Origin of the sequence: Bergeyella porcorum, from assembly GCF_042427575.1 — a bacterium.
Lineage (GTDB): Bacteria > Bacteroidota > Bacteroidia > Flavobacteriales > Weeksellaceae > Bergeyella > Bergeyella porcorum.
Map to the genome: position 1 here is coordinate 34,715 of NZ_JBHMFD010000002.1, position 12,855 is coordinate 47,569.

The window sequence follows — 12,855 nt, forward strand, 5'->3', positions numbered from 1 at the left end:
ATGCGGTTTCCTATTATCTGTACTGTAATAAAGTTTTTTCCAATATTTTCATTCCCTCCGTAGCGGTCATCTGCAATGCGTTTTTGGAGGTTTTGAACTGCTCTGGGAGATGTGGGTCTATCACAAAAAGCTGGCAATCTGCGGGGATATCATACAGCAAACCTGCTGCGGGATACACTTGCAAGGATGTCCCTATAACAAGAAAAATATCCGCTTCCGAAGCGGTGCGAATGGCAGTCTCCATCTCTGGCACCGCCTCTCCAAACCAAACAATATGCGGACGAAGCTGAACGCCATTATCATCTACATCGCCCCAATGTAAATCTTCTTCCCAAGGTATGACTCTATTTTCAGAATCAATAGGACGCACTTTTCGCAGTTCCCCGTGGAGGTGAAGCACTTGTGTAGAGCCTGCCCGCTCGTGTAAATCATCCACATTCTGAGTAATAATATGCACATCAAAATATTGCTCTAGCCGAGCCAAAATCCTATGGGCATCGTTAGGCATTACTTCCTTTAGCTGTCTGCGTCTAAGGTTATAAAACTCTAAAACCAATTCTGGATTTTTAGCAAAACCTTCTGGAGACGCTACATCTTCTATTCGGTGATTTTCCCACAGTCCATCAGCATCTCTAAAAGTACTAATGCCACTTTCGGCAGAAATACCCGCACCTGATAAAACCACTAATTTCTTTTTCATTGGATTTTTTCTACTTTAATTTAATAATTTTAAACAAATTTTACTTCCCCTTCTTCAAAACCTCAATAAAATGTGCTACCGCATCATCGGGGGTTGCCCAAGAAGTGATAAGCCTGATGGCAGATGTTGTTTCATCAATGGATTTCCAAACGTAGAAATCAAAATATTGAGATAGATGTTCTATATCCGAATTTTTCAGAATTGGAAAAATCTGATTGGTATAAGTATCTGCTAAGAATGAGTACCCCAAACTTTCAAACGCTTTCTTGAGCTTCATTGCTTGCCGATTGGCGTGAGTTGCTAGTTCTAAATACCAATCATCTCGCAATAATTCTAAAAATTGAATTCCTAAAAGTCTTCCTTTGGCAAGCATTGCGCCTTTTTGTTTGATATGAAAACCAAAATTATCTTGCAACTTAGGGTTGGTCATTACAATAGCCTCTCCTATCAAAGCTCCATTTTTAGTTCCTCCGAGATAAAACACATCGGTATAATGTGCTATATCTTCTAAGGTTAGGTCATTAGGCTCCGCCGTGAGGGCGTGTCCCAGCCTTGCTCCATCCATAAAGAGGTACAATCCTTTTTCTTTACAAAAAAGGGACAATTTTTCTAGTTCTGCTCGGGTATAGATGGTGCCTATCTCTGTAGAATTGGAAATATACACCAACTTGGGCATTACCTGATGGGGAATATTGGTATGGCTATCCAGCACTTCCTGAATATGTTCTGGTGTAAGCTTTCCGTGAGGCGTTTCTACCCCGTGTACTTTATGCCCAGTAGCCTCTATAGCTCCACTTTCATTGGTGAAAATATGCCCTGTTGTTGCCGAAATTACACTTTGATAAGGGCGTAAAATGGAAGAAATCACAATGAGATTTGCCTGTGTTCCTCCCGAAACCAAATCGACCTTAGCTACCGAGCATTGGGTCTTTTCTTGGATGATTGTTTCCACGGATTGGCTAAACTCATCCAATCCGTATCCTACCTGTTGGCTCATATTATGCCTTGATAAGGCTTCTAATATTCTGGGGTGGCATCCCTCCGAATAATCATTTTTAAAAGAATATTTCATTAATGATATGGGTTTAAAGTTTCTTCATATCTATCTCCCCCGTCTTATCTTCTATGGTATAATTAAGAGCCTTTGCCAAAATAAAAATCTGATTAAGATTTTCTATCAATTGCTGTCTGCCTTCGTTTCTGAGGCGGGTTTCATCTACAGATTTTATAGCATTTTGTTTGGCATTGTCTTGTATTCTTTTGATATCCTGCTCACTGATTCTATTCAAAAAAGAATCGTCTATGGATTGGATTTCCACACTTGGAATAATCTTAATTTCTGCATTGGGAAGCTCGCGGATAATCAATTTTTTACCAATGCTATCCACCTCCAATTTCATTTGGTTCAAATCATAAGATACCTGTGCATTGGTTTTGGTGAAAGTGATGATTTGCTTTTCAGTATCAGGAAGTAATCCTCCCAGAAGCTGCGTTGTCATCTTGGTTTTCTGCATAACAGAAAAATCCTGCTCTACCACTACCATCTTGTTCATTCTTTTAATCTGATTGGTAATGATATAAACATCATTTCGCATAGATTCATCTTTGGAAGTCAGTTTTTTTATTACAAAAAATGAAACTCCCATAAGCAATACTCCTGCAAGAAAACCTACAACAATACTTCTATTTTTCACCTTTTTTCTTTTTTAATAAATCTCCAACAGAAGTGTCATTTTTCTTTATAATCTCTAAAATATCTTTTTCTAAATAGCCACTTTGCGGATACTCTATAATTCTACCCAATTCTTTACCATATTTTTTTACAATAATGGTTGGTACTTTTTGGATATTATACAATCCTTCTTCACCATTAGGCGATTCTTTCTTTCTATTAACACCGATGATGGTAAGCTTATTGGTAGGATACTTTGCCGCATCTAAAATCTTCATCAGCCTTGGAAATTCTCTGTGGCTATCATCACACCAAGTTCCTAAGAAAACCGTGATTTGATGGCTGCTCAACTTCTCTTTTTTCAATTCAGAAACGGATACTTCATCTATTTGATATTGAGAATATTCTGTGTTATACCACTGGCTATAAGGTTCTTTCTGAAATTGCTCTAGCGTTTGTTGTCCTAAAAGCATTTTCCCATCGCGTTGGCTTTCCACTTCCCTATTTACCACTACTTTATGAGTTTCACAAGAAGATAATGATAAAAACGCTACTATCGCAACGCTTAAAAATTTAATAATTCTCATTATTTTTTATTTTTCTATGATTGATTTTAAATCTGCAGGAGAGTAATTCACGCTTTTTAAAACTTTATCATCTGCTACTCTATGTACATTAATTTTCTCCCCAGAAACCTCTGAATAAGCTTCCACACCTTTAGCTTGGTAAAATGCTATGGTTTCATTGGCTTCCTCTTGTGTAGAGCAAGCTTTAGACATATTAGAACGCTGCACTTCATTGAAAAGTTCAACAAATTTTTTGCCTAAACCAAATTCTAACACGGCACCACTTAATACATATTGCAAATCACAAAGAGCATCTGCTACCTCTACAATATTATGGTCTTCAATGGCTTTTTTTAATTCGTCCAACTCTTCTTGAAGCAAATCTACTCTTAGCTGACAACGCTCTGCGGAAGGTATCTGCGGAGTATCTAAAATAGGAGCATTAAAGGTTTTATGAAACGCTGCCACTTGATTTAAACTATCTATTTTTTCCATTAATTGTACTTTAAATTATTGAGCAAATATAAAAAAAGCACCACAATTTATGGTGCTTTATGATTAAAATTAAAATCTTTTTATTTTGAAATTTCTCTACCAATGACCAATCTTTGGATTTCAGAAGTCCCTTCTCCTATGGTACATAGCTTAGAATCTCTATAGAATTTTTCTGCTGGGAAATCTTTGGTATAACCATAGCCACCGAAAACCTGCACTGCATTATTCGCAATTCTTACACACGCTTCAGAGGCATAAAGTTTTGCCATTGCTCCTTCTCTGGTCATTTTTTGTTTAGCATCTTTCATTGTAGCGGCTCTTCTGATGAGTAATTCTGCAGCATCTATTTCCGTAGCCATATCTGCCAACATAAAGTTTATCGCTTGAAACTGATTGATTGGCTTGCCAAACTGATGTCTTTCCAAAGAGTATTTTAATGCAGCCTTGTAAGCACCACGAGCAATACCCAAGCTGAGTGCAGCAATGGAAATTCTACCACCATCTAGGATTTTCATCGCTTGTTTAAAGCCTTCTCCTACTTCTCCCAAACGGTGAGAATCTGGTACTCTCACATTATCAAAGATAAGTTCTGCCGTTTCAGAGGCTCTCATCCCCAGTTTATTTTCTTTTTTGCCCGAAGTAAAACCTGGCATTCCTTTTTCTAAAACGAAAGCTGTAGAATTATTTTTAGCTCCCTTCTCTCCTGTTCTGGTCATTACCACCGCAATATCTCCAGAAATAGCGTGCGTAATAAAGTTCTTAGCACCATTCAGTACCCATTCATCACCATCTTTCACCGCTGTAGTACTCATTCCTCCAGAGTCTGACCCCGTGTTGTGCTCCGTAAGTCCCCAAGCACCAATCACCTTGCCCGAAGCCAACTGAGGAAGCCATTTTCTTCTTTGCTCTTCGTTCCCAAATTCATAAATATGATTAGTACAGAGTGAGTTGTGTGCAGCTACGGAAAGCCCAATAGAAGGGTCAACTTGAGAAATCTCGTCCAAAATGGTAACATACTCTTGGTATCCTAAGCCCGAGCCACCATATTCTTCTGGTACTACGATTCCCATAAATCCCATCTCGCCCAACTGATGAAATAAATCTATTGGAAAGGTTTGGCTTTCATCCCATTCCATAATGTTAGGACGGATATTCTTCTCAGCAAAGTCTCTCGCTGTTTCTGCTATCATTTGCAGGTTGTGATTCAATTCTGTATTCATAAATATCGTTTGCCCAAATATAGGAAAAATTTGTTATTGAAATTAAAAAATCAAATTACTTTTTAGGCTAAACGCACGAAATTTATAAATTGCTAATAACTAACGATTTGTATTTTCGTCACTTTCTACAAAAGTAATCAAGATTAAAATATAATAAACTGATATTCAATATGTATATTCAATATGTATATTCATCAAGTATCTTCAAAATATAATTTCGTGCGTTTAACCTAAAACTTACCCTTGCTAAGATAGAAGAAATTTTTGAAATAAAAGCACCTTTCCTACTCCTCCCTCCTTTTAAAAAACAAAATAGGAATTTTTCCTCAAAAAATATAGAAACTCTTTCTCAAGTTGGAAGAAAAAAAACGCCCATTACTGAGCGTTTTTTTGTTGGTTATTGCTTGCAAGTTATGCGTTATATTATTCTGATTTTGCCATTCTTTCGGCACGCTTTCTATCTTCCTCTGCAAGAATTTTCTTACGCATACGGATGAAGTTAGGCGTTACCTCTATACATTCGTCTGCTTGGATGTATTCCATACATTCTTCCAAAGACATTAGGATTTTCGGAGCGATGTTACCATCTTTATCTTTACCTGCCGCACGCATATTATTAAGCTGTTTTCCTTCTACAATATTCACTACAAGGTCGCCTGGCTTATTTTGCTCGCCTACAATCATCCCTGTGTAAACTTCCTCACCTGGATCTACAAAGAAACGCCCTCTATCTTGCAATTTTTCGATGGAGTAAGCCGTACCTTGTCCTTGGTTTTTAGAAATCAAAACACCATTATTTCTTCCTGCGATGGCTCCTTTAAATGGTTTGTATTCTGAAAAACGGTGAGCCATAATTGCCTCCCCTGCCGTTGCTGTTAGCATCTGCGAACGCAAGCCTATCAATCCACGAGATGGGATTTCAAACTCTAAGTGCTGCATTTCGCCTTTGGTTTCCATTATGTGAAGGTCGCCTTTTCTCTGCGTAGCCAAATCGATAACACGAGAAGCGTATTCCTCTGGAACATCTACTACCATTGTTTCGTAAGGCTCACATTTCTCACCATCGATATCTCTCAAGATAACTTGTGGTTGCCCAATGGTCATTTCATAGCCCTCTCTTCTCATTGTTTCAATCAAAACAGAAAGGTGCAAAATACCACGCCCGAAGACCAAGAAAGTATTAGCATCATCGGTCTGCTCTACTCTCAATGCGAGGTTTTTCTCCAATTCTTTTTCTAATCTTTCTTTCAAGTGATTAGAGGTGACATATTTGCCATCTTTCCCGAAGAAAGGTGAATTGTTGATAGAGAAAGTCATATTCAGTGTAGGCTCATCGATGGAAAGTCTGCTCAATGGCTCTGGATTTTCTAAATCCACAAAAGTATCTCCAATCTGGAAAGCATCAAACCCTACAATGGCACAGATGTCTCCCGCCTGAACTTCTGCTACTTTCTTTTTCCCCAATCCTTCGAAAACATACAATTCTTTCACTTTTCCTTTCAGGATATTGCCATTTTCCTGAGCTAAACCTATCCATTGTCCTTCTTTTACGCTACCACGGGTTACTTTTCCTACGGCAATTCTTCCCAAGAAAGAGGAATAATCTAAGGAGGTAATCTGCATCTGTAGGTTTCCTTCTTCTATTTTCGGTTCTGGAACATATTCTAAAATCCCGTCAAGAAGGGGCAAAATGCTATCGGAAGGTTCCAAACTGGTATTGAACCACCCTTGCTTGGACGAACCGTAGAAAGTAGGGAAATCCAATTGTTCTTCGGTAGCATCTAGGTTGAAGAACAAATCGAAAACATTATCGTGCACCTCATCTGGGCGACAGTTTTCTTTATCCACCTTGTTAATCACTACGATAGGCTTCAGTCCCAATTCCAATGCTTTATGCAAAACGAAACGCGTCTGTGGCATTGGCCCTTCAAAGGCATCTACTAGAAGGATTACCCCGTCTGCCATCTTCAAAACCCGCTCTACTTCTCCACCAAAATCGGCGTGCCCAGGCGTGTCTATTACATTGATTTTGGTATCTTTATAGGTTACCGAAATATTTTTGGAAAGGATGGTAATGCCTCGTTCTCTTTCAAGGTCATTATTGTCCATAATCAACTCTCCCGATTCTTGGTTTTCTCTGAAAATATTAGTAGCGTGGATAATCTTGTCCACCAATGTGGTTTTTCCGTGGTCTACGTGTGCGATAATCGCAATGTTTCTAATGTTTTGCATAAATGAATTTTACGAGGGCAAAAGTAAGGATTTTTTATGAAAAATGTAATCTATCTCTTACGAAAAAAGCGATTGCTCTATACCGCAACCGCTATAAATAAAATCAATAAAATGAAAAAATGATCAATTATTATTCAAATAAGTGTAGATATCATCTTTAAGATGAACGCGTTTTTTTCTCAAATCTGTGAGATGCTCATCTGTGGTATGGTTTACTTCTCCCTCTTCGTAATGCTGTATCAGTGCATTAACTTCTTCATAATTGACATACAGACTAAGAAACTTTTCATCGTTCGCTTTCAAGTGTGCTATTTTTTCTACAAACTCTGGGAACTCGTTGATTAATATATGATTTTCCATAATGTTTAATAATTTTATGATGTAAAGTTACTCAATATTTTCACACCAGTCAATATGAAACAAATCAGATAGAGAATTTAGATTTTATTTAAATGCAAGTTTTTATTCCTTTAGAAAGAGGAATTTTAAGACTTCTTAATAAACTTAGCATTAATAAATTCCCAAACCATTGGCAATAGAGAAAAACCTATAATCCCGAAAATAACCGTTTCAAAATTATCTTTCACCCAAGGAATATTACCAAAAAAGTACCCTAAAAGCGTTAAACCTACTACCCATACCAGACCTCCGATAATGTTGTATTTGATAAATGTGGAATATCTCATAGAGCCAATCCCCGCCACAAATGGTGCAAAGGTTCTTACAATAGGAACAAATCTTGCGATGATAATGGTTTTAGGCCCATTTTTTTCATAAAAAGCTTGGGTTTGCTCTATGTATTTGGGATTCACGATTGGCTTTCCTCTGAACTTCCAATTGAGAACCTTTAATCCTATTTTCTCTCCCAAATAATAATTGAGAGAATCTCCCAAAATGGCTGCTACAGAAAGTAACACCAATACCAATCCCAAACTAAGCTTTGCCACTTCTCCCTCTGATGCAACTACACCTGCACAGAAAGCACCCGCAGCAAAAAGCAATGAATCACCAGGTAAAAATGGCATCACTACCAGCCCCGTTTCCACAAAAATAATGAGGAATAATATGAGATAAATCCACACACCATAGTCTATTATCATTGTGTGTAGATGCTGGTCTAAGTGCAGAAAAAAATCTAATACTGATTGTAAAACTTCCATTATCTATAATTAATATGCGGTGCAAAAATACACTTTATCTATTGGAATAAGAAATATAAAATAAAAAGTTCGAGAGAAAAACTTCCCCCGAACCTTCAGTTAACCAAAATATAATACTACAGTCTTTTAAGACAAGACCATCTTATCTATTTTTTGATAATTTTAGTGGTATGTACCTTAGTACCATCATTAACTACCAAGATATAAGCACCACTATTGAAATGAGACACCTTCACACCTTCATCTAGCAATTGTTGCTCAGATAGAGATTGTTCCAGTACTTTCTTACCATCCATAGCATAAAGTTCAATTTTCGCTTTTCCAGATATCTTTTCAGCGAATTTCACTTTCACCACATCTACCACTGGATTAGGAAAAGCATTGAACTGAGTAGCTTTGCTTACATCTACTGCAGATAGTGTAGTCATATCTACACAAGCCTCTTCGGAAGTAGTAGATTTATTGATATTATCAAAAATTGCCACTACGCTATAGCAGTAGTTTCCTGCAACTGTAATAGAATTATCTATATAGACCATTTCTGAAGACGGTACACTTGCAAGGAATTCCCCATTTCTATACAATTCGTAACTCGTGATATTGGTACTGTAGTCTGTATTAATCTGAGGCCAGTTTGGTTTCGGCGATGTAGAAGCTGTCATCAAGTTCACTACTCCATCTGCTGTTTCCTCAGCTCTTCTAAGTGATTCTCTTGTAATAATATTATTACCTAATGTACTCATTACAGATTGCGTTACCGTACCTGGTGCAGAAATCTTCACATTATCCAATGACAATACATAATTATCATAGTTATTGCTATAGAAAACCAATCTAAATGGCGTACCATCATAGTGATTACCAAGACTTACTTTATTAAACTCACTGGTAGCAGTTTGGGTGATCCCATCAAAGATTTTCACTCCTGCTTTGATTTGCTCAGCTGTCAACGGTGAATCATCCGCTACTTTTACAAAGTAAATCTTCATATTATCTGGCCAGCTTGGATCCCCATAAGAATTGAATGTCAACTCATTGTACCCTTCTGGCAAGAAGTTGATAACATTAGTTACAAGATAATCATCTGTTTGAACTGGTTTTAAATCTTTATACGAGAATACACCCGCCACGAAACTACCATTTTCCAATCTTAATTTTTGCCAAGTATTAGAGTCTGCATTAGCATCCAATACTTGCCAGCCAGCAGATGGGAACGCCCCTTCAAATGTTTCGTCTATAAATGAATCTCTGTATCTCTGCTTAGGTGCATCCCAAGATACATTAACGGAAGCTTGGTCATTTTGAGCCATCACATTCTGAGGAGGATTGGTATTACCATCTACTTCTATCATATTTGCTACTTCAGAAACTTTATCCCCATCTGGTGTTGTAGCTATCAATTTTACTGAATATTTACCAATCTTATTAAACTTCACATTCAAATGCTCCGAGTTTTTAGAAGTTCCTTCAAGGAATGTAAATGCACCCGCTTCATTTGGCGTAATAACCCACTCATAAGCGGTAGCAAAAGGCACTCCTGATGTCAAGTTTCTGAACTGAACATTTTCAGAGGTTTTTATTTTATTTCTATCTATGGAGAATCCTGTTTTTACCGTAGGAGCCACTACATTGATGTAAGAATATTTTGTCTTAGACTTTGTAGCATTTGCATTCTCTGCACTAAGTTTCACGGTGTACTCCCCTTCAGTATCAAATCTAACTACTGGGCTTTCACTATTCGCTCCACCTTCTACAAACTGATAGGTATTAGGTGTAATTTCCCAATTCCAATTGGTAACTTCTGGATTAGATGAAGTGTTGTTTACCAATTTCACATCAGAATATTTAGTAAGTACCGTATTACCATCTACAACTTCAAATGTAAACTCTGGTGTAGGCGCCCCTTCTTCCATATTTTGAACTTGGAAATTTTCTACACCTATCATCCAACTGTTTTTACCTTCATCACTAAAATGTCTAATTCCAAAATATTGCAACCCTGTGGTTTGTGCTGTAAATTCAAACTCTACTTTTTCAAAAACTGCACTTGGCTTACTTTGCACCCAAGTGTATTTATGAAGTGGTGTAGTTCCCATACCCGCAGCAGACTTTTCATTACCTACATAAACCTCTATATTCTCATTTCTAGAAGAGTTTTGAGAGTTTTTCACAGTATAGTAGGAAACTTTATATCTAGAACCCGCTTGAAGCAACACAGGATTTGATAACATCCAATCATTTGCAATACCTCCACCATTGAAACTATACGCTGCTTGTGTACCATCCAAAGAGAGTGTAGGAATAGATGTCCACTCCCAAGTAGCTGTTGTAGGATCCACATTTACAAATTCCCAAGCGTGCTCCGAATGATTAACCGCATTAAAATCTTCTAACAATACACTTCCACCTTGCCTTAAATCTGCTACTACAGGCGTTACTAAAGTATATTTTTTGTTATTTCCTGGTACTGTATCTTCATCTACTATGATTTCTGCAGTCACAGTATAAGATGTAAATAATTCCTCAAATGTAAAGCTAGTTGTTAAGTCCTCTGAAGCACCAATTGCCAATCCTTGAGATTCAACAATTTTCTCTTCCAATACTACCCCTGCTGGATTCTTCACTTTAAAAAGAACCTTATATTTTCCAAAATCAGTGGAACCTACATTCTTAACAGTTGCTATTACAGGAGCTTCTGCTGTCAGTTCAGTTTGGGATATATTACCTTTCACTTCTTCTAATGACAAATCATTTTCTACCGCTATACCAGAAACTACCAATCCATAATCTACCCCAGCCGCATCCAAAGTTCCTTTATGTCTAATAGTAAGGGTTACTGTACCTGTAGTAGGATTAGCAATATAAATTTGCTCTATATTATCTCTGAAATTATCGCCCGTAGTTGCATTATTTGCAGGATTTTCAGGATCCAAGATATAAGGTGTGTACTCTGTACCATCCATCGTTACTCTCATATCCAAATCATCTACCAATTTCGGAGTACGGTCATTAAGAAAAGATGGATCTTTTGGTGTAGTATCACTAACAAAAGCCTTTGGTGTACCCGCTCTATCGTTCCAAGAAACGGTAGCTTTGAAAGGCACTCCAGCTTGGGTTTTAAAGGTTAGAGTAATAACCTCTCCATTGCTTAAGTTTCCTTCTCTGTATTCCGTAGTTTTCCCTTTATAATCTATGGTTTCTACTGCTGCTTTAGCATCAAGCAATCCAAATCCATAGATGTAATCAGGCCCTGGGTTTCCTGCTTCTTTTGCAGAATTGGTTACAAGACTTTTAATTAATGGAGCAGTGAAAAATCTTCCTGTTTTCTTCTTAGCAAACTCTTGCATCAAAGCAATTGCCCCAGTAGTAGCAGGTGAAGCCATAGAAGTTCCACTCATTTCATCATACAAATTATCTCCTCCACTCATTGATGAATATACATTAGACCCATCTGCTACGATAGTCGGCAAAATACGCCCATCATCTGTAGGTCCCCAAGAACTAAAACTTGTCATCTTCACACTATTAGCCCCTGTATAATTCATTACAGGCTCTACTGCCCCCACTACAATAGTATTTTTTGCTACCCCTCCAAACGGAATAGTATCATACCCCGTATCACCTCCATCTAACTCCTGTCCATTAGGTCTATTTGCAGGTCCTTCTCCTCTGTCATTACCTGCTGATGAGACATAAGTATGCCAAGGCGAATATTTCAGCATTTCATCTATTACAGCATCATATTCTGAATAATAACCAAACTTGTAATCAGTAGTTCTACTCACTGCAGGATCTCCTCCCCAACTATATCCTAAACCTCTAAAAGACCATCCCGCTAAAAAACCATAGGAATGATTGGAGATAATCCCCTCTTGTCTATCCAATGATCTAAGAATTTCCTCAAAATTATCATTAAAATCATAATTTATCACCTTAGCATCTGGTGCCATCCCCTTAGCCTTTTTATTAACACCTTTTGCTAAAATAGTTCCAGCTACATGCGTTGCGTGATCGCTAAGTGATGGCACCTCACCTAAATCTGCCCCAAATTCTACTTTTCCTGCCAATTCTACATGGGTAGCTCTAATTCTACCACCATCCCACTCTACCACTTTCACATCTTTCCCAGAAAGATTGTAGCCCGTGTCTCCTCCTGTGTGCAAAAGATTAACGCCAGAAGTAATCGCCGCCCTCTCATTATTCGTAGCCAGATAAATAGGATTACCAATTCCATCAATGGCTACCAACTGAATTACTTTTCCATTTTTTTCCGTAAAGCGATAAGGAATTTTCTTAGCTTCTGCAAATTTTTTCAGTCTTGCTTCTGTAACTACGGTACGGTTAATCTTAGATTTCACACCTTTTAGAGATTCCAGATTGGTATTCTCTCTCAGTAGTTTCTTGTCTTCCACCGTCTGAGCATTAGCATTCACAGACAACAAGGCAAGAAAACCTGCTGTAATGAAAATCTTCGTTGACTTTCTAAAATAGTTTCCTTTCATATTATTAGTTTAAAATTACACTTTGCTAAATTAATAAACCAAAATAAAATATACAATACTTTTAATAAAAAAAGCTATAATTAAATAAATATAAAATACCATTTTAATCAAACATTAGTTTAATTAATAAACAAACATTTAAATAATAACTATAATAATAAGCCGCTCTGGAAACGAGCTTTTCAGTATCCTAACTATACTTCATCTTCTCTTTTATTCTGATCAACCTTCCAATAAATACGAGATAATAAAACCCCAAATGAATATGCTGGAAGAGAGTTTTCGTTCTATTTTTCTTCGGGTTTCCT

General features: G+C 37.3%; 10 protein-coding genes. All 10 read right to left on the reverse strand.

Annotated features, from left to right (window positions below; all coding sequences use genetic code 11):
• Positions 1-13: 13 nt before the first annotated feature.
• The 10 genes from ACFFUE_RS01725 to ACFFUE_RS01770 all read right to left on the reverse strand — a co-directional run bounded on the left by ACFFUE_RS01725 (position 14) and on the right by ACFFUE_RS01770 (position 12,547).
• Positions 14-700, reverse strand: a complete 687-nt coding sequence (locus ACFFUE_RS01725; protein ID WP_376832285.1) for an NAD-dependent deacylase — start codon at positions 698-700, stop codon at positions 14-16.
• Between the two features lie 40 nt (positions 701-740).
• A complete protein-coding gene (locus tag ACFFUE_RS01730) occupies positions 741-1,772 on the reverse strand; it encodes a threonine aldolase family protein (RefSeq protein WP_376832287.1) in 1,032 nt (343 codons plus the stop codon).
• A gap of 13 nt (positions 1,773-1,785) precedes the next feature.
• Positions 1,786-2,394 carry a DUF4230 domain-containing protein gene (locus ACFFUE_RS01735; protein WP_376832289.1) on the reverse strand — a complete coding sequence of 203 codons (609 nt, stop codon included), beginning with the start codon at positions 2,392-2,394 and terminating at the stop codon, positions 1,786-1,788.
• A complete protein-coding gene (locus ACFFUE_RS01740; RefSeq protein ID WP_376832291.1) occupies positions 2,384-2,959 on the reverse strand; it encodes a TlpA family protein disulfide reductase in 576 nt (191 codons plus the stop codon). Before ACFFUE_RS01740 ends, ACFFUE_RS01735 begins: the two co-directional genes overlap by 11 nt.
• A 6-nt stretch (positions 2,960-2,965) precedes the next feature.
• Complete coding sequence (locus ACFFUE_RS01745) at positions 2,966-3,433, reverse strand: pyrophosphohydrolase domain-containing protein (protein WP_376832293.1); 468 nt, start codon at positions 3,431-3,433, stop codon at positions 2,966-2,968.
• A gap of 80 nt (positions 3,434-3,513) precedes the next feature.
• The gene (locus tag ACFFUE_RS01750) at positions 3,514-4,653 is read right to left on the reverse strand and encodes an acyl-CoA dehydrogenase family protein (RefSeq protein WP_376832295.1); all 1,140 of its coding nucleotides are present in this window, start codon (positions 4,651-4,653) and stop codon (positions 3,514-3,516) included.
• Positions 4,654-5,076: 423 nt separating this feature from the next.
• Positions 5,077-6,885, reverse strand: coding sequence for a translational GTPase TypA (gene typA / locus ACFFUE_RS01755; RefSeq protein ID WP_376832297.1), 1,809 nt, complete (start codon positions 6,883-6,885; stop codon positions 5,077-5,079).
• A gap of 123 nt (positions 6,886-7,008) precedes the next feature.
• Positions 7,009-7,245, reverse strand: a complete 237-nt coding sequence (locus ACFFUE_RS01760) for an HP1242/YdcH family protein (RefSeq protein ID WP_376832299.1) — start codon at positions 7,243-7,245, stop codon at positions 7,009-7,011.
• Between the two features lie 125 nt (positions 7,246-7,370).
• Entirely contained in the window at positions 7,371-8,045 is a 675-nt protein-coding gene (locus tag ACFFUE_RS01765; protein ID WP_327984418.1) for a VTT domain-containing protein, read from the reverse strand.
• 146 nt (positions 8,046-8,191) lie between these two features.
• Entirely contained in the window at positions 8,192-12,547 is a 4,356-nt protein-coding gene (locus tag ACFFUE_RS01770) for a S8 family serine peptidase (RefSeq protein WP_376832301.1), read from the reverse strand.
• Positions 12,548-12,855: the final 308 nt, after the last annotated feature.

Excerpts from the sequence above, each read along its gene's own strand:
- ACFFUE_RS01725 (WP_376832285.1), bottom strand. The coding sequence starts at position 700 with ATGAAAAAGAAATTAGTGGTTTTATCAGGTGCGGGTATTTCTGCCGAA.
- ACFFUE_RS01730 (WP_376832287.1), bottom strand. The coding sequence starts at position 1,772 with ATGAAATATTCTTTTAAAAATGATTATTCGGAGGGATGCCACCCCAGA.
- ACFFUE_RS01740 (WP_376832291.1), bottom strand. The coding sequence starts at position 2,959 with ATGAGAATTATTAAATTTTTAAGCGTTGCGATAGTAGCGTTTTTATCA.
- ACFFUE_RS01745 (WP_376832293.1), bottom strand. The coding sequence starts at position 3,433 with ATGGAAAAAATAGATAGTTTAAATCAAGTGGCAGCGTTTCATAAAACC.
- ACFFUE_RS01750 (WP_376832295.1), bottom strand. The coding sequence starts at position 4,653 with ATGAATACAGAATTGAATCACAACCTGCAAATGATAGCAGAAACAGCG.
- typA (WP_376832297.1), bottom strand. The coding sequence starts at position 6,885 with ATGCAAAACATTAGAAACATTGCGATTATCGCACACGTAGACCACGGA.
- ACFFUE_RS01760 (WP_376832299.1), bottom strand. The coding sequence starts at position 7,245 with ATGGAAAATCATATATTAATCAACGAGTTCCCAGAGTTTGTAGAAAAA.
- ACFFUE_RS01765 (WP_327984418.1), bottom strand. The coding sequence starts at position 8,045 with ATGGAAGTTTTACAATCAGTATTAGATTTTTTTCTGCACTTAGACCAG.
- ACFFUE_RS01770 (WP_376832301.1), bottom strand. The coding sequence starts at position 12,547 with ATGAAAGGAAACTATTTTAGAAAGTCAACGAAGATTTTCATTACAGCA.